Origin of the sequence: Sulfitobacter sp. THAF37, assembly GCF_009363555.1 — a bacterium.
Taxonomy (GTDB): domain Bacteria; phylum Pseudomonadota; class Alphaproteobacteria; order Rhodobacterales; family Rhodobacteraceae; genus Sulfitobacter.
In genome coordinates this window covers 3,347,581-3,364,341 of sequence record NZ_CP045372.1, presented here as the reverse complement: position 1 = coordinate 3,364,341, position 16,761 = coordinate 3,347,581, and the positions used below count along the sequence as shown (strand labels likewise).

Below are 16,761 nucleotides of genomic sequence, written 5' to 3'. Positions count from 1 at the left end.
GGGGAAAACATACTTATGGCTGGCAATTCTGGCGGCCCCTGGGGAGGGGGCGGCAACAGCGGCGGAGGCCGCGGCAACGGACAGAACGGCGGACAGGGCGGCGATCGTGGACAGAACGGTGGCGGTCCGGGGGGCAAGCGACCGAACGACCGGCCGCAAATTCCCGAGATCGACGATCTGGTCAAGAAGGGCCAGGAACACCTGCGCGTCCTGATGGGCGGCGGCGGCCGCAACCGGGGCAATGGCAGCGGCGGTGGCGGCGGCGATGGTGGCCCGGCGCTGAGCCGCGGCACAATCGGCATCGGTGTCCTGATCGCGCTTCTGCTCTGGCTCTATTCGTCCTTTTACACGGTGCGGCCCGAAGAACAGTCGGTCGAATTGTTCCTCGGCGAATTTTCCAGCATCGGGAACCCCGGCCTGAACTTTGCGCCTTGGCCGCTGGTCACTTACGAGGTGATCAACGTCACGTCCGAACGAACAGAATCGATCGGGTCTACCCGCGCCAATGGCGAAGGCCTGATGTTGACGACCGATGCCAACATCGTGGACATCGACTTTCAGGTGGTTTGGAACATCAACGATCCAGCCAAGCTGTTGTTCAACCTCAGCGATCCGCAACTGACGGTGCAAGCCGTATCCGAGGCGGTGATGCGCGAAATCATCGCGGCCTCCAACCTGGCGCCGATTCTCAACCGCGACCGGGGTCTGATTGCCGATACGGTGCGCGAGGACGTGCAGGCTACGCTGGACGAATATGACAGTGGCATCAGCGTGGTGCGGGTCAACCTCGACACCGCCGACCCGCCGCGCGAGGTGATCGACGCCTTCCGCGAAGTGCAGGCCGCCGAGCAGGAGCGTGACCGGCTGGAGCGTCAGGCCGACGCCTATGCCAACCGGGTGCTCGCCGAAGCGCGCGGGCAGGGTGCACAAGTTGTCGAGCAGGCAGAAGGGTATCGCGCGCAGGTGGTGAACGAAGCCATCGGTGAGGCGAGCCGTTTCCTGGCCGTGGCTTCCGAATTCAACGCGGCGCCCGAAGTTACCCAGCGCCGTCTGTACCTGGAAACTGTCGAGCGGGTTCTGGGCCAGGTCGACAAGATACTGCTGGACGAAACCGCAGGGGAGGGAACCGGCAGCGGCGTCCTGCCTTACCTGCCGCTCAATGAATTGCGTCGTGGGGGGTCGAACTGATGCGTAAATCCGTATTTCTCTTGCCGGTCGTGGTGATCGCCCTTGTGGCCGGTTTGTCGTCGATCTTTATCGTTGATGAACGTGAGAAGGCGCTTGTGTTGCAATTCGGTCAGATCCGTCAGGTCGTCGAAGAGCCGGGGCTGGGGTTCAAGATCCCGTTGATCCAGGATGTGGTGTATTACGACGACCGCATCCTGTCGCTGGACACCGAGACGATCGAGGTCACGCCCTCGGATGATCGCCGTCTGGTCGTCGATGCCTTTGCGCGGTACCGCATCGCCGACGTGGTGCAGTTTCGCCAGGCCGTCGGTGTAGGAGGCATCCGCACGGCAGAAGACCGGTTGTCGTCGATCCTGAACGCGCAAATTCGCGAAGTTCTGGGTGCCGACCAGGTGACGTCCGACACGATCCTGTCGCCCGAGCGGCGCGATCTGGCGCTGCGCATCCGCGCTCAGGCCCGCACAAGCGCCGAAGGGCTGGGCCTGGAGATCGTCGATGTGAGGCTGAAACAGACCAACCTGCCGCAGCAGAACCTTGAGGCCACGTTTGCCCGGATGCGGGCCGAGCGTGAACGCGAAGCTGCCGACGAAATCGCGCGCGGTAACGAGGCGGCTCAGCGGGTACGTGCCGCGGCCGACCGCACCGTGACGGAAACGGTTTCCAACGCCGAACGCGAGGCAGAAATCACCCGAGGCGAGGCGGACGCGGAACGTAACCGGGTCTATGCCGAAGCCTTTGGGCCCAACCCTGATTTCTTTGCCTTCTACCGGTCGCTGGCGGCATTCGAACGGTCGATGCAGTCCAGCAATTCCACGTTGGTGATATCGCCGGACAGCCCCTTTGTTGAACCCATGTTCCAGGCGCTGCGCGCCAATGGCCTTGGCACGACGGTTATTGACACAGAGGCGCTGGACCGGTTGCGCGAGATGGTGCCGGAAACGGAAATATCGCCTGATCTGCCCGACATCGAGCGGGAGCGGATCGAAGAAGAACAGGCCGAAGAAGGCCAGGCCGAAGAAGAACAGGTCGAAGAAGATCAGGCCACAGATGAACAGGCCGAAGAAGAGCAGGTCGAAGACGACGCGGCAACACAATGATTGCATGGGTCTTCATGACTCTTGGACTGGTGATGATCGTGGAGGGGCTGGTGTACGCACTGGCCCCTTCGCTGTTGGAGCGTATGCTTGAACTGCTGCGCAGCCTGCCCGAAAACGCCGTGCGTCAGATCGGCGCGCTGGTGGTGGTGGCCGGTCTGATCCTGGTCTGGCTCGCATTCCGTCTGGGGGTGTAAGGCCCGCGGCGCGACTTGCGGCGACCCACCGCATTTCTGCCGGGTGCTGTTGAAAAGGCCGTGATCAGTCACATCTTTCATGTTGCGGTGCATCAATTCGCCATGCACTCTGTCGGCAAGGTGTCTGGGGCAGCTTGCCCCAATGGATAAAGCAGGAGACAACGCCATGCAGTCACGCACACAAGTGCGCGCCGTTCCCTTTCAGGAAAGCCGGATGTTCAAGGGCCTGATGCTGAGCCTGCTGGCTTTGGTTCTGATCGTGGCCCAGTCCATCGCGGCCCTGGCCAAACCCGAAAGCCTGGCCCCGCTCGCCGAAAAAATCAGCCCCTCGGTGGTCAACATCACCACCGCCACGATGGTCGAAGGCCGCACCGGCCCGCAGGGCATCGTGCCCGAGGGGTCGCCCTTCGAAGATTTCTTTCGCGAATTCCGCGACCGCGGCAACGGCGGCAACGGCCAGCGGCCGCGCCGGTCTTCGGCGCTGGGGTCCGGATTTGTCATTTCCGAGGATGGGTACGTTGTTACCAACAACCATGTGATCGACGGCGCCGATGAAATCACGGTCGAATTCTTTTCGGGCGAGGAGCTGACCGCCAAGGTCATTGGCACCGACCCCAATACAGACATCGCCCTGCTGAAGGTCGAAGCCGACGGTCCCTTGCCCTACGTCAGCTTTGGCGACAGCAACGAGGCCCGCGTGGGCGACTGGGTCATCGCGATGGGCAACCCGCTGGGCCAGGGCTTTTCCGTCAGCGCCGGCATCGTCTCTGCCCGCAACCGTGCCCTGTCCGGGACCTATGACGACTACATCCAGACCGATGCCGCCATCAACCGGGGCAACTCGGGCGGGCCGTTGTTCAACATGGACGGCCAGGTGATCGGCGTGAACACCGCGATCCTGTCGCCCAACGGCGGTTCCATCGGCATCGGCTTTTCCATGGCGGCCAACGTCGTGACCCGCGTGGTCGACCAGCTGAAGGAATACGGCGAGACGCGGCGCGGCTGGCTGGGTGTCCGCATTCAGGACGTGACCGACGACGTGGCCGACGCCATGGGGCTGGAGACGGCCTCGGGCGCGTTGATCACGGATGTACCCGACGGCCCCGCCAAGGAAGCGGGACTGCTGACCGGCGACGTGATCATGTCCTTCGACGGGGTCGAGGTGGCCGACACCCGCGCCCTGGTGCGCCAGGTGGGCAACTCGCCCGTGGGAGCCAGCGTGCGCGTGACCGTCATGCGCGAAGGCAAGAGCCAGACCGTCAAGGTCGTGCTGGGCCGTCGCGAGGACGCGGACAGCGAAGCGGCGACCGGATCCCAGGAGGAAGAGCTGGAAGAAGCACCCATGCAGCAGTCGATGCTGGGTCTGACGCTGACCCCGCTGACCGACGAACTCCGCGAGGAACTGGGCGCGGATGCGGGCATGGAAGGGCTGGCTGTGTCCGAAGTCGATGAGGCATCCGAGGCCTTTGAAAAAGGCCTGCGCACCGGCGATATCATCACCGAGGCGGGCCAGCAAAAGGTCAGCTCCATCGCGGACCTGGAAGAGCGTGTTCAGGCCGCGCAGGAGGCGGGCCGCAAATCGCTGCTGCTGCTGGTCCGGCGCGCGGGCGATCCCCGTTTCGTGGCGCTGACGCTGGGCGATTGAACCGCGCTGGCACAGATGCACGACCAAACCGAAAGGGGCACCCATCGCGGGTGCCCCTTTTTCCATGCGGCGCTGCTGTCCGGCGGTTTGCGTATCAGACCTGGTCCCGCGCGACGGCGATCAGCCCCAGGCTGCGTGCCGCATCAAGCGACAGGACGCCGCTTTGGGGTCCGCCGGCGCGCTGGTAGCGGCGCACCGCGTCGCGCGTGGCATCGTCCAGCGTGCCCGTGATCTCGCCACTGTAGAGATCTCTGGCGGCAAGGGCGCGCTGGAGCGAGGAGACGAATTCTGCCGTGAGGACCTCGGGGCAGGGTGTTTCGAACCAGTTGTCGCGGCGCTCCACGACCATCTCCTGATGGGTTTCGGTGCGATAGACCGGCAGCTTTGCCACGCTGCCATCGGGATTGACCTTGGCCGGTTCGACCTGCACCTGTTCGGTCACCGTCTCGAACACGGCAGGGCTGACGGTACGGCCCCAGCAGCTGCCGGGCGGCGCCCCCTCGGGACCGTTGCGGGTGGGTTCCACCACGCCCGGAACGGGAGGCGGGTCCGCCACCGGGGCCATCAGCTGGCAAGCCGCGAGACCGGCGCAGAAGACTACGTAGAGACTGGGGCGCAATACGCGCGCCGAACGGACAATCGCCTGTGACATGGCCCCATACCTGTGGGTCTGGTGTTTTGCCGCGACCCTAGAGGGTTTTCGCGACCTTGCCTAGCGTGCCGCGGCGGCGAAATGGGGGTGGCAGTGGCTTGGCCGTGCCGCTAGAACATGCAGCAGCACAGATGAGGGAAGGGACCAAGAATGGCCAAGATTACCTACGTGGAGCATGGTGGCAAGGAACATGTCGTCGAGGTCGCCAACGGGATGACCGTGATGGAAGGCGCGCGTGACAACAACATTCCGGGCATCGAAGCCGATTGCGGCGGGGCCTGCGCCTGTTCGACCTGCCATGTCTACGTGGACCCGGCCTGGGTAGAGAAGCTGCCGGCAAAGGACGACATGGAAGAAGACATGCTCGACTTTGCCTACGAGCCCGACGCGGAACGCTCGCGCCTGACCTGCCAGTTGAAAGTGTCGGATGCGCTGGACGGGCTGCGCGTGCAGATGCCTGAAAAGCAGATCTGAGCATTGCGGCGCCGACCGGCCTCGCGGATGTCCAGGGCGCAACGCGTCTGTCGCGCTGCCTGGCTGGTCGGTACACTTCTTGTCGGACAATCCGCGACCGCCGATATCGAAGGCGCCTATTACGATATCCCCACCCCGGTCTACGGGCACGGCGTCCTGCCCGGCGGCGAATATGCCGCACTGGGCGTCCGGCTGTCTGACGGGCGCGAGATCGGCGTGGGACTTCATGAAGCCGTGTTCGAGGATACGACACCCCGCCTCGTCGATCTGGACGGTGATGGCAGTGCAGAGGTGATCGCCGTGGTATCCTACTTCGATCGGGGGGCCGCAGTCCGCATCTATGACGAGATTGCAGCGGCAGACGACCCGAAGGGTACGACCGTTGCGCTGGTGGCCGAAACGCCACCGATCGGGCGTCGGCACCGCTGGCTGGCGGTTGTCGGGGCGGCGGATTTGGATGGCGATGGCGCGGTCGAAATCGCCTATATCGACCGGCCACATCTGGCCAGGACCCTGCGCGTCTGGCGGTATCGCGAAGGCAGGCTGGAACAGGTTGCTGAGCTGGACGGGCTGACCAACCACCGCATCGGGGAACGCGACATCGCGGGCGGCATCCGCCACTGTGGCGGCGCGCCTGAGATGATCGTGGCAGATGCAAACTGGGAACGGCTGATTGCGGTGACGCTGACGGGCGGCGCGCTGAACCGGCGCGACATCGGCCCGCATCTTGGTCGCCAGAGCTTTGCGAACGCATTGGCATGCTGATCCGCGCCCTCCTTTTCTGCGTGACGGTCTCGGGCGCTGCCCATGCGCAAGAGCAACTGACGCCGGACGCTTTCCTGGACAGGGCCGAGGGCCGCACCCTGACATTCAAAAGTGCTGGCACGGGCAGGGTCGTCGGGATCGAGGAATTTCTGTCGCGGCACCAGACAAAATGGGCCCGCGAAGACGGCAGCTGCACCTATGGTCAGGTTACAGTGGACGGGGAAACGATCTGTTTCCAGTACGAAGACAATTGGGGCGAGTTACACTGCTGGGTCCCCTATGACAACGCGGGCACGCTCATGGTCCGTTCGCCAGACGGCGCGATACAGCACGTAACCCGGATCACCGATCTGCCGGTTCTTTGTCAGGACAAGCCCATGTCCTGACCCCGCAAGGGTCTGAACCGCCTCTGCGCTACAGCGCGCGCCAGCCGATGTCCCGGCGGCAGAACCCCTCGGGCCAGTTGATCTGATCAACCATCGCGTAGGCCCGCGCCTGTGCCTCGGCCAGCGACGCACCGCGGGCGGTGACGTTCAGCACGCGGCCGCCCGCGGCCAGGAACTGCCCGTCCTTGCGGGTGGTCCCGGCGTGAAAGACCATGTTGCCGCTGTCCTCGGGCAGGGTGTCGATGCCGCGGATCACGGTGCCTTTTTCATAGCTGCCGGGATAGCCCTGCGCGGCCATCACCACGGTAATCGCGTGATCCTCGGCCCAGTTGACCCGGGCCTCCGACAGGCGGCCGTCGGCGGCGGCGTGCATCAGGTCGAAGGCCTGCGCGCCCAGCCGCATCATCAGCACCTGGCACTCCGGATCGCCAAAGCGCACATTGTATTCCACCAGACGCGGCGCGCCGTCCTTGATCATCAACCCGGCATAAAGCACCCCCTGATAGGGCGTGCCACGGCGGACCATCTCCGCCATGCAGGGGCGGATGATCTCGTCCAGGGCACGCTGCGCGATCTCGTCCGTCAGCACGGGCGCGGGCGAATAGGCCCCCATGCCGCCGGTATTCGGCCCGGTATCGCCTTCGCCCACACGCTTGTGGTCCTGGGCGGTGCCGATGGGCAGCACGGTTTCACCGTCGCAGAGCACGAAGAAGGAGGCTTCCTCGCCCTCCATGAACTCCTCGATCACGACTTCGGTGCCCGCGTCGCCAAAGGTGCCGTCGAACATCGTGTCGATGGCCTCCATGGCCTCCTGATCGGTCATTGCGATGATGACGCCTTTGCCCGCTGCCAGCCCGTCGGCCTTGACCACGATGGGTGCGCCGTGTTCGCGCACATGCGCGCGGGCTGACTCGGCGTCGGTGAAATGGCCGTAGTCCGCCGTGGGGGCGCCGGCGGCATCGCAGATTTCCTTGGTAAACGCCTTGGACGCTTCGAGCCGGGCTGCCGCTGCCGAAGGACCAAAAACGGGATAGCCCGCCTGCCGCAGATCGTCCCCGACACCTGCGGCCAGCGGGGCCTCCGGGCCGATGATGACGAAATCAATGTTGTTCGCCTCGCAAAACACCGTGACCGCGCCGCCGTCCATGATGTCCAGATCGGCGCAATCCGCGATCTTGGCGATGCCCGCGTTGCCCGGTGCCACGATCAGTTTGTCGCACTTGGGGTTCTGCAGGGTAGCCCAGGCGAGGCTGTGTTCGCGTCCGCCGCTGCCCAGAATGAGGATGTTCATGGGGCTGCTCTCCCTTGGCCTTTGTCTGTCGGCGTTCTATTCTGCACCTGCCCAAGACACAAGGACAGGACATGGACCTGATCGACGATCCCAGCGCGGGGCTCAACAGCCCGGAATTCTCCGTTACCGAAATTTCGGGGGCGATCAAGCGGGTGATCGAAGGCGAATTCGGCCATGTGCGCATCCGTGGCGAAGTGGGCCGCGTCAGCAGGCCCAGGTCGGGGCATGTCTACCTGGACCTCAAGGACGACAAATCGGTGATCTCGGGCGTGATCTGGAAAGGCGTCACCGCGCGGCTTGAAACCCAGCCGGAAGAGGGGATGGAAGTGGTCGCGACGGGGCGTGTCACCACCTTCGGCGGCCAGTCGAAGTACCAGATCGTGATCGAGGACATTAAACCGGCAGGCATGGGCGCGCTGATGGCACTGCTGGAAAAGCGCAAGAAGGCGCTGGCGGCGGAGGGTCTGTTCGACCAGTCGCGCAAGCGGCCCTTGCCCTACCTGCCGGATGTGATCGGCGTGGTGACGTCGCCCTCGGGGGCGGTGATCCGCGACATCCTGCACCGGCTGCGCGACCGTTTCCCGCGCAAGGTGCTGATCTGGCCCGTGGCGGTGCAGGGCGCGAAATGCGCACCCGAAGTGGCCCGCGCCATCGAAGGCTTCAACGCGCTGACCCCCGGCGGTGCCCTGCCGCGCCCGGACCTGCTGATCGTCGCACGCGGCGGCGGCTCGGTCGAAGATCTGTGGGGGTTCAACGAAGAAATCGTCGCCCGGGCGGCGGCGGCTTCGCAGATCCCGCTGATTTCGGCGGTGGGGCACGAGACGGACACGACACTGATCGACTACGTGTCGGACCGCCGGGCGCCCACGCCCACGGCGGCGGCTGAACTGGCCGTACCGGTCCGGCATGAATTGTCGGCCTGGCTGGACAGCCAGGAGGCCCGGATGCGGGTGCTGCTGAGCCAGGGGCTGAGCCGTCGTGACCAGCGGTTGCGTGACATGGCGCGGGCGTTGCCGCGCGCCGATACGTTGCTCGACGGGCCACGCCAGCGGCTCGACCGCGCGGCTGAGAAACTGGAACCGGCGTTGATCGCCGGGGTGCAGCGCCGGCGGGTCAGGCTGGCGGATGTGTCAGGCTCCCTGCGGCCTTCGACCCTGCGCCAGCGTGTGGGGCAGGATCGTCGCAGGCTGAACGAGATCGCCGCGCGGCTGGCTCCTGCGCTGGACCGGCTCATCGCGGCGCGGAGGGACCGCTTTGAAACCCGTGCGCGCGGTTTCCGCCCCGCCGCGCTGGAGCGGGACCGGGCCCGCAAGGCCGACGCCTTTGCCGCGCTGGTCGGTCGGTTGTCGGAAGCCGGACAGCGCCAGACACGCGGCTGGCGGCAGCGGATCGACGCGCTGGACCGGTTGCGCGAAACCCTGAGCTACAAGGCGACGCTGGCCCGCGGCTATGCCGTCGTGCGCGGCGACGGCGAGGTGATCACCGGGACCGCGGCGGCGAAAAAGGCGGCGATGCTGGAAATCGAGTTTGCAGATGGCCGGGTGACGGTCGGTGGCGCCGGTGGCGGGGGGAGGGCCGCGCCGCGCAAGGCGGGCAAGCCGCCCGAGCAGGGCTCGCTGTTCTGACCTGCAGGCTCAGACGCCGACCTTGGGACCAAGGCATTGAAAGCTCTCGCCACCGGGGTCGCGTTCGACGATCCGGGTGGGAAAGCCGCCGTTGCGCAGCACCGCGACCAGCCCGGTTGCGGTCCGCTCTACCGCCCAGCACTGCGGGTCCGGATTGTTCTCGTAGGTAAAGCAGATCAGCCCGTCGCGGGCGAACCATTCGCCCTCGATGCAGGTGCCGTCCCGTTCGGACCAGCGGACCTGCCGGTCTTCAAGATAGCTTTCCGCCGCGCTCACGCCGCGCCCGTCGCCCCGGTCGAAGTAGACCGTCCTGCCGCCCACGTAGTCCTGAAACGCTTGCGCCGTATCCAGCGGCTCTGCCGTCGCGGCGCCCGCGCCAAGCAGCAATGCCACGAGCAGCGGTTTCACACGCCGACCTTCGGGCCAAGGCAGATCATCTCCTCGTCCGCGTCCCGTGCCTCGTAAAGCTCGGTGGTGCGGGGGTCGTTCTCGAACCGGGCGATCAGCCCGCCGTTGCCGCGCGAAAAGCTCCAGCACTGGGGGTCGGGGTTGTCTTCGTAGACAAAGCAGATCAGCTCGCCATCCTGATACCACTCACCCTCGCGGCATTCACCGTCAAGAAAGGACCATTCGACGCGGCGGTTTTCGTGATAGATTTCAGCGCCATAGGCGCTGCCGTCGCGCCCGTAGAATAAGGTCTTTCCACGGGTGTAGGCATCGAATTCCTCGGCTGTCATCAGGTCCTGCGCGGCGGCGGGCAGGGCAGACAGGGCGGCAAAGAACAGGGCGGCATATCTCATCGGGTCAGAGTGCCAGAAAGCCGCCCGCGGTGCCAGTGGGCATCGGTTCTCATGCGACATCCTGCCACCGCGCCGCCCGCCGGTCCATCACCCGGCGCCAGACCGGCGGCACCAGTGCCACCACCGCCATCACCGGCAGGCTGTGGGGCAGGACGGGCATGGTTTCGGGCGTGACCTCAAGCGCCGGAAAGGCGCGATCGGGGCGCATGTGATGATCGGAATGGCGCGGCGCGTTCAGCATCATCGCGCTGGAATACCATTTTGGCGCGTTCCAGCTGTGCTGCGGGCCAACGGGTTCAGGTTTGCCCGACGCCAGCAGGCGGCGGCGCAGACCGTAGTGTTGCACGTAATCCGACAGCAGCAATTGCCACTGGGCATAAAGCGCGATGCCGATATGGACGGCAAGCCCGTTGATCCCGGCCAGCAGATAGGCACAGAGCAGCGTCGCCGCCGCACCGGCCAGATAGCCGAGGTAGGGGTGGCTCCATCTCGGAGGCGGTGTCGCCGCACGGGCGCGATGCCGATTATCTGCCCGCCACCCGGCCATGAATTCACCACGCAAGACATGACCGCAATAGCGCCAGAACCCCATGCCCAGCGGGGCTGAGTTGGGGTCCGCATCGGTGGCGGCATGCACATGATGCACCCTGAGGTGCGCCGAGACGTGATGCCCATGCAGAAGCGACACGTATATCGCCGTGCCGATCCGCCGGGGCAGGCGGCTGCGCGCATGGATCAGCTCGTGCGCGTTGGAGTTCGAGATCTGGCCAAAGAACAGTCCCATCCCGGCAAAGATCAGGAACTTGTCGGCCAGGTCCAGATGCGCACCGGCACCCAGTGCCCGGACCCCGAGTGCCAACAGCGGGAAATGGACCGCCGCGAGCGCAAGGCTCAGCGCGCGGCCCGTCGTTTCGCTGATCCCGGCGGTGCGGGGCAGCTTGTCCATGAAAAAGACGAAGACGGTGATCGACAGCACGGCCAGCACCGGCCAGACCCCGCCTAGGGTGCAGGCGAGGGCCAGTAGGCCCGCAGGCAGCAGGCTGGCAAAGGCGTACCACAGCATCGTTTGGCGGCTCCGGTCGGGGTCCGGGGTTTCTTATAGGCGAAATGCGGCTGCGCAAAGACGCCGATTGGAGAATTCGACGCGCAAACCGTGGCGAAATCGTCGTTTTTTGATCGTTGCGGACCCGGCGCGTTTGATAGGGTCGGCGCAGCCCCGCGGGGCACGGCAGAAGGGAATACGACATGGCGCTGGACGATCACGGGCAGACCAGGGACGAGGGGCCGCAGAAGGGCGTCTGGAAATCCGGCAAAGGCAAAGGCCGACGCCACACCAAAGGGCGGCAGTTGCAGGACGGCCCATGGGACGAGGTGCGGGCGCTGCTGGGGGACCGGCCGCGCAACCGCGACCTGCTGATCGAATTCCTGCACCTGATCCAGGATGAATACGGCCATCTCTCCGCCGCGCATCTGCGCGCGCTGGCCGAGGAAATGCGCCTGTCGATGGCCGAAGTCTATGAAGTCGCGACCTTCTATGCCCATTTCGACGTGGTGAAAGAAGGCGAGACACCGCCGCCCGCGCTGACCATCCGTGTCTGCGACAGCCTGTCGTGCGAACTGGCCGGGGCACAGGCGCTCAAGGCCGCGCTGGAAGATGGGCTTGATCCCGCGCAGGTGCGGGTGCTGCGGGCGCCCTGTATGGGCCGCTGCGACACAGCCCCGGTGCTGGAGATCGGCCATAACCACATCGACCATGCCACGCCGGAAAAAGTGCAGGCGGCCATCGCGGCGGATGACACCCATGTCCATGTGCCCGCCTATGAAGATTATGCCGCCTATGCCGCCGAGGGGGGCTATGAAACCCTCAAAGACCTGCGCGCCAAGGGCGACTGGGAGGCGGTCCAGCAAAAGGTGCTGGACAGCGGGCTGCGCGGCCTTGGCGGCGCCGGATTCCCCTCGGGCAAGAAATGGGGTTTCGTGCGCGGCAACGCGGGGCCGCGCTTTCTGGCTGTCAACGGGGACGAGGGCGAGCCGGGCACCTTCAAGGACCGCTGGTATCTCGAACGCACGCCGCATCTGTTTCTTGAGGGCATGCTGATTGCCGCCTGGGCGGTGGAGGCCGACAAGGTCTTTCTCTACATGCGCGACGAATATCCGGCGGTGCTGGAGATTCTCGCCCGCGAGATCGCGGCGCTGGAGACCGCCGGTCTGGTGGCGCCGGGATACATCGACCTGCGGCGCGGGGCCGGGGCCTATATCTGCGGCGAGGAATCCGCGATGATCGAAAGCATCGAAGGCAAACGCGGCATCCCGCGCCACCGTCCGCCCTATGTGGCGCAGGTGGGCATCTTTGACCGGCCAACATTGGTCCACAACGTCGAGACGCTGCATTGGGTCGCGCGGGTGTGCCGCGAGGGGCCGGAGGTCTTGTCGGGCACCGAATTGAACGGCCGCAAGGGGCTGCGCAGCTATTCGGTGTCAGGCCGTGTGGCCAAGCCGGGGATGTATCTGCTGCCCGCAGGCTCGACCATAAAAGACGTTATTGAAGCGTCGGGCGGCATGGCCGAGGGGCATGTGTTCAAGGCCTATCAGCCGGGCGGGCCGTCGTCCGGCCTGTTGCCCGCGTCGATGGACGATATCCCGCTGGATTTCGACACGCTGCAACCGCATGGATCGTTCATCGGGTCAGCCGCCGTGGTGGTCCTGTCCGAAGCCGACAGCGCCCGGGCGGCGGCGTTGAACATGCTGCGGTTCTTCGAGGACGAAAGCTGTGGCCAGTGCACGCCCTGCCGGGTCGGCTGCGAAAAGGCGGTCAAGCTGATGCAGGCGGACCGCTGGGACACCGGCCTGCTGGAAGAGCTGAGCACCGCAATGGTCGATGCCTCGATCTGCGGGCTGGGGCAGGCGGCGCCGAACCCGATCCGGATGGTGATCAAGCACTTCCCCGACGAGGTCTGAGGCGGGAAACCGATCTTTTCGAAAGGCGATTGTATATTTGACAAACCCAAGGTGAAAGCCTACTTCTAACACAACAAGTTAGAGGTTTTCGCCATATCCGTTCTGTCCGCCAAATACATCCACGACGAAGCAGCAGCTTTCGCCCATGTCGAAGCGATGCTTTGGGCTGATGGTCCGGTCTGCCCCCACTGTGGTGTCGTGGACAGCGCCTATCCCCTGACGGGCGTTCGCACCAAGCCGAGCGCCAAGAACCCCGAAGGCAAAGAGCGTCACGGTCTTTGGAAGTGCCGGGAGTGCCGCAAGCAGTTCACTGTCCGCAAGGGCACGATCTTCGAGGAAAGCCACCTGCCGCTGCACCTGTGGCTCCAGGCAATCCACCTGATGGTATCAAGCAAGAAGGGCATCAGCAGCCACCAGCTTCACCGCGTTCTGGGCGTCACCTACAAGTCCGCTTGGTTCCTGGCCCATCGCATCCGCGAGTGTATGCGTTCCGGCGCAATGGCCCCCTTCGGCAGTAATGGCGGCGCTGTCGAGGTTGACGAGACCTTTTACGGCCAAGACCCGGACCACCCAAAGAAGAAGGGTGCGCGCGGTTGGGCGCACAAGATGAAAATGGTCACGCTGGTGGACCGCGACACAAAGCAAGCCAAGTCCATTGTTGTGGACGACATCAAGGTGAAAACCATCACCGAAATCTTGAATGAAAACATGTCCCGCGAGGCGGTTCTGCATAGGGATGAAGCCCGCCACTACATCACCATTGGTCGCCAATTTGCAGCGCACGGCGTCGTTGAGCATGGCAAGGATGAGTATGTGAGCCGCGCAAACCCAGAGGTTCATACCAACACGGTTGAAGGCTTCTACAGCATCTTCAAGCGCGGCATGAAGGGCGTGTATCAGCACTGCGGCAAGCAGCACCTGCACCGCTACGCTGCAGAGTTTGATTTTCGTTACAATAACCGCGTTGCGAACGGTGTGGAAGACTTGGAGCGTGGCGAGATCGCGCTGCGTGCTACAGTTGGCAAGCGGCTGACTTACAGCTGCGGCGATTGCAGATGAGTAACGCCGCAAGAATGTCGATCTCTGCTGTCAGATAGAAATTGGTAACGAAGACTATATATGGTAGATAGCTTGTAATCAAAGAGGACATGCAGGTTGTGACAAAGCATCGGCCACTACATGAGACGTTCGACGTACCTCGCGGGATACAACGCTTCCGCGAGCTGATCGTCTATATCTCATCGAAGTGCGCCGACGATGCCTACTTCGGTGCGATCAAGCTCAACAAAATACTTTATTATTCAGATTTTCGTGCGTTCCGACGCTTCGGCATGCCTCTTACGGGTGTTCGGTACCAGAAGCTGAGACTTGGGCCTGCGCCCAAATCGTTGTTACACGTGCGGCGCGCCTTGGTCGATGAGGGCGCACTTCGTGTGGACAAGGTTGATGTTCCAGGCGGATATACGCAGGACAGAACAGTTGCCTTGCGGGATCCGGTCTTGAGCCACTTCTCGGATGATGAGATATCCTTGGTTGACGAAGTTATACGTGAGCTATGGCCCCAAACTGGTTCACAGGTCAGTGACGTATCCCATGATGTTCGTTGGAGAGTAATGAACCTAGGCGATGCAATGCCGTATGAACTGGCATTTCTTTCTGACGAGAAGCCGACCGAAAAAGACCGAAAAAGAACGGACGAACTGGCTGCTGAATTTGGCTGGTAATGGATGGCAGATAAGTGAAGCTGACAGCTTCGCCCGTGGCGTAGGAAATTGCGGCGGGCATCAGGTAATTGAAGAAGATATTGCCGCAGTAAAGCTGGGGATCAGCCGAAACCCTGAAGGTTTCCAGCCGACCCACAGAGCAGGCATTTATCTAGCAAAGACCGAACTGCACTGGCGGGGGCCTGAAATTGTTCCGGCTTACTCAATATGGTTTAGAGTAATTAGCGAAACGCGAGAAGTCGAACTCCTATGGGTTGAGTGGTCGGATCCAGATGCAACAGACTGGACTGGAGAAGATGATGAGCCATTCTGAAAAGTCCCAACTAGAACGCTTCAAGGAAGCCGCCCGCCAGCTAGAGACGGACGACGACGAGGAACGGTTCAACGAGCGTCTGCGCAAGCTGGTGAAGCAGAAGCCGGACGATAAAGACAAGGATGGCGGAACTAGCTAAGACCCCGTATGTAGAGCGTGCGACGGTACGGAAGGGGATGAGCCTTTCGGCAATTTGCTAGCCCTCTCCATACTACGGCAAGCAGCCCGTCGCACCTTGTTAGTCGGGTTTGTCAAATATACAATCGCCTTTCGAAAAGATCGGGGCGGAATTTTCGAAAATTCCGGCCCGGTTTACCGGTCAGCGGTGAAAATCCGCCGCTGGCTGTATGATCCCGGTTTTCTTCGCGGCAGGGCGCTGCCAAAAGGGGGCGAAGCCGCCAAAGGAGAATGCGATGCGAGGATGGATCGGAGCCGTGCTGATGAGCAGCGCCATTATCAGTGGCTGCGCGCAACCCTCGGCGGGCATATCGCCGGGCCGCTATGAAGTGTTCGGCGTTGAAGAGGGCGACATGCTCAAGCTGCGCGCGGGGCCGGGCACTGGCTTTGTCGAGCTTCTGGGCATGCCAAACGGGACCGAAGTGGACGTGGGCCGGTGTGAATCCACCGGCGCGACCCGGTGGTGCGCTGTGACGCTGGCGGACTCCCGTGGCGTCGGGGGCTATGCGTCCTACGCCTACCTGCGGCGCAAGTAGAACGGCGCACGGACCTTTTCGCAAAGTGTCGCCCGGGTTCAGTTCTGCACCACGAGGCAGATGCAGCTTTGACGGCGCATGGCGTCGCAGAGCTTCTGCGCATCCTGGCGACTGTTCCGCCCGAACTGGGCAAAGTAGTAGCCCTTTTTCCCCGAAACCCGGTTTTTCTTGTAGATGAGGTCGGTCTTTTCGCCCTTCACCGCGCCACGACAACTGGCCATGCGTTCGGTCACGCGGGCGCGGGCCAGTTTTTCGGTGGTGGCAAAGGCGACCTGCACGCCCCAGGGTTTCACGCGTGGTTTCGGACGGGCGAGAGCGGTGATCCGGCGGTTCCGCGCCATCTGGTAACAGGCTGGCAGGAAGGCCGAGGTTTTCGACAGGCGCATGTCATGCGCGTCTGGCGGATCGTCGCGCCAGGTCTCGGCGGTCAGCCCGGTGACGATGGGCACGTATTGCACCGTCTCAGAGGCGAGCCCGCCGCCCTGCAGGAAACCCTCGGCCCGCCTTTCGCCGCCGTTGTAGCCGATCGCTGCCAGCCCTTCGTTGCCGTAGCGTGCGACCATCTCGGCCAGGTAGTGTGCCGAATGTTCCAGCGCCTCGGCGGGGTTGTAGGGGTCTTTCAGCCCCCGCAGGGCGGCGGTCGATGGGATGAACTGCGCGATGCCGCGCGCGTCTGCGTGGGACAATGCGTTGGGATCGAACCGGCTTTCCTGCCAGATCAGCCGTGCAAAGAAGTCGCGGTTCAACCCGCTGCGGTCGGCGAAAGTGCGGATGGCATTGCAGGTGTCGTAGACGAAATGGTCCGCGCGGATGCATTCCACATGCCCCCATTTGCCCGAAGAGCACATGCGTCCGGGCCCGTCGGCAAGGGCGGGCGGCGCAAGTAGGGCAAGGATCAGGATCAGCCAGGGTTTCATATCTTCTTGGTGAAACGCG

General features: G+C 63.7%; 20 protein-coding genes. 14 read left to right on the top strand and 6 right to left on the bottom strand.

Annotated elements, in window-relative coordinates; translation table 11 throughout:
- Positions 1-15 precede the first annotated feature (15 nt).
- The 4 genes from hflK to FIU94_RS16415 all read left to right on the top strand — a co-directional run bounded on the left by hflK (position 16) and on the right by FIU94_RS16415 (position 4,124).
- Positions 16-1,188, top strand: a complete 1,173-nt coding sequence (gene hflK / locus FIU94_RS16430; protein ID WP_152466822.1) for an FtsH protease activity modulator HflK — start codon at positions 16-18, stop codon at positions 1,186-1,188.
- A complete protein-coding gene (gene hflC / locus FIU94_RS16425) occupies positions 1,188-2,285 on the top strand; it encodes a protease modulator HflC (RefSeq protein WP_152466821.1) in 1,098 nt (365 codons plus the stop codon). Before hflK ends, hflC begins: the two co-directional genes overlap by 1 nt.
- Before the next feature lie 14 nt (positions 2,286-2,299).
- On the top strand, positions 2,300-2,479 hold the full coding sequence (locus FIU94_RS16420) for a DUF2065 domain-containing protein (protein ID WP_254702566.1): 180 nt from the start codon (positions 2,300-2,302) through the stop codon (positions 2,477-2,479).
- Positions 2,480-2,645: 166 nt separating this feature from the next.
- A complete protein-coding gene (locus FIU94_RS16415) occupies positions 2,646-4,124 on the top strand; it encodes a DegQ family serine endoprotease (RefSeq protein ID WP_152466819.1) in 1,479 nt (492 codons plus the stop codon).
- Between the two features lie 94 nt (positions 4,125-4,218).
- Here the strand turns inward: FIU94_RS16415 and FIU94_RS16410 are convergent, their stop codons facing one another.
- Positions 4,219-4,776 carry a peptidoglycan-binding domain-containing protein gene (locus FIU94_RS16410; RefSeq protein ID WP_152466818.1) on the bottom strand — a complete coding sequence of 186 codons (558 nt, stop codon included), beginning with the start codon at positions 4,774-4,776 and terminating at the stop codon, positions 4,219-4,221.
- A gap of 150 nt (positions 4,777-4,926) precedes the next feature.
- On the opposite strand from FIU94_RS16410, the gene FIU94_RS16405 reads away from it, so the two are divergent.
- Genes FIU94_RS16405 through FIU94_RS16395 form a run of 3 tightly spaced genes read left to right on the top strand, consistent with a single transcriptional unit; the run spans position 4,927 to position 6,401 of the window.
- A complete protein-coding gene (locus FIU94_RS16405) occupies positions 4,927-5,250 on the top strand; it encodes a 2Fe-2S iron-sulfur cluster-binding protein (RefSeq protein ID WP_152466817.1) in 324 nt (107 codons plus the stop codon).
- Positions 5,251-5,277: 27 nt separating this feature from the next.
- Positions 5,278-6,015, top strand: coding sequence for a VCBS repeat-containing protein (locus tag FIU94_RS16400; protein ID WP_152466816.1), 738 nt, complete (start codon positions 5,278-5,280; stop codon positions 6,013-6,015).
- Entirely contained in the window at positions 6,009-6,401 is a 393-nt protein-coding gene (locus tag FIU94_RS16395; RefSeq protein WP_152466815.1) for a hypothetical protein, read from the top strand. Before FIU94_RS16400 ends, FIU94_RS16395 begins: the two co-directional genes overlap by 7 nt.
- Positions 6,402-6,429: 28 nt before the next feature.
- Here FIU94_RS16395 and purD read toward each other — a convergent pair whose 3' ends face one another.
- Complete coding sequence (gene purD, locus FIU94_RS16390; RefSeq protein WP_152466814.1) at positions 6,430-7,692, bottom strand: phosphoribosylamine--glycine ligase; 1,263 nt, start codon at positions 7,690-7,692, stop codon at positions 6,430-6,432.
- A 71-nt stretch (positions 7,693-7,763) separates the two neighbouring features.
- Here purD and xseA point away from each other — a divergent pair, with 71 nt between their 5' ends.
- Entirely contained in the window at positions 7,764-9,317 is a 1,554-nt protein-coding gene (gene xseA, locus FIU94_RS16385) for an exodeoxyribonuclease VII large subunit (RefSeq protein ID WP_152466813.1), read from the top strand.
- A 9-nt stretch (positions 9,318-9,326) separates the two neighbouring features.
- Here the strand turns inward: xseA and FIU94_RS16380 are convergent, their stop codons facing one another.
- From FIU94_RS16380 to FIU94_RS16370, 3 genes are read right to left on the bottom strand one after another with little or no spacing between them, the layout of a single operon-like run.
- A complete protein-coding gene (locus FIU94_RS16380; RefSeq protein ID WP_152466812.1) occupies positions 9,327-9,725 on the bottom strand; it encodes a hypothetical protein in 399 nt (132 codons plus the stop codon).
- Entirely contained in the window at positions 9,722-10,117 is a 396-nt protein-coding gene (locus FIU94_RS16375) for a hypothetical protein (protein ID WP_152466811.1), read from the bottom strand. The genes FIU94_RS16380 and FIU94_RS16375 overlap by 4 nt, the downstream gene beginning before the upstream one ends.
- 49 nt (positions 10,118-10,166) lie before the next feature.
- Positions 10,167-11,180 carry an alkane 1-monooxygenase gene (locus tag FIU94_RS16370; RefSeq protein WP_152466810.1) on the bottom strand — a complete coding sequence of 338 codons (1,014 nt, stop codon included), beginning with the start codon at positions 11,178-11,180 and terminating at the stop codon, positions 10,167-10,169.
- A 182-nt stretch (positions 11,181-11,362) separates the two neighbouring features.
- Between FIU94_RS16370 and FIU94_RS16365 the strand changes: the two genes are divergently transcribed.
- The 6 genes from FIU94_RS16365 (at position 11,363) to FIU94_RS16345 (ending at position 15,825) form a co-directional block, all read left to right on the top strand.
- Complete coding sequence (locus tag FIU94_RS16365) at positions 11,363-13,075, top strand: NAD(P)H-dependent oxidoreductase subunit E (protein WP_152466809.1); 1,713 nt, start codon at positions 11,363-11,365, stop codon at positions 13,073-13,075.
- Positions 13,076-13,168: 93 nt separating this feature from the next.
- Positions 13,169-14,134: an IS1595 family transposase gene (locus FIU94_RS16360; RefSeq protein ID WP_152466808.1), complete on the top strand. Its 966-nt coding sequence runs from the start codon at positions 13,169-13,171 to the stop codon at positions 14,132-14,134.
- An 89-nt stretch (positions 14,135-14,223) separates the two neighbouring features.
- Positions 14,224-14,799: a Panacea domain-containing protein gene (locus FIU94_RS16355; protein WP_152466807.1), complete on the top strand. Its 576-nt coding sequence runs from the start codon at positions 14,224-14,226 to the stop codon at positions 14,797-14,799.
- Positions 14,789-15,112, top strand: a complete 324-nt coding sequence (locus FIU94_RS16350) for a hypothetical protein (RefSeq protein ID WP_172975932.1) — start codon at positions 14,789-14,791, stop codon at positions 15,110-15,112. Before FIU94_RS16355 ends, FIU94_RS16350 begins: the two co-directional genes overlap by 11 nt.
- The gene (locus tag FIU94_RS20940) at positions 15,099-15,251 is read left to right on the top strand and encodes a hypothetical protein (protein ID WP_172975931.1); all 153 of its coding nucleotides are present in this window, start codon (positions 15,099-15,101) and stop codon (positions 15,249-15,251) included. The genes FIU94_RS16350 and FIU94_RS20940 overlap by 14 nt, the downstream gene beginning before the upstream one ends.
- Before the next feature lie 274 nt (positions 15,252-15,525).
- On the top strand, positions 15,526-15,825 hold the full coding sequence (locus tag FIU94_RS16345) for an SH3 domain-containing protein (RefSeq protein WP_152466805.1): 300 nt from the start codon (positions 15,526-15,528) through the stop codon (positions 15,823-15,825).
- Positions 15,826-15,863: 38 nt separating this feature from the next.
- Here the strand turns inward: FIU94_RS16345 and FIU94_RS16340 are convergent, their stop codons facing one another.
- On the bottom strand, positions 15,864-16,742 hold the full coding sequence (locus tag FIU94_RS16340) for a lytic transglycosylase domain-containing protein (protein WP_152466804.1): 879 nt from the start codon (positions 16,740-16,742) through the stop codon (positions 15,864-15,866).
- Between the last annotated feature and the right edge of the window lie 19 nt (positions 16,743-16,761).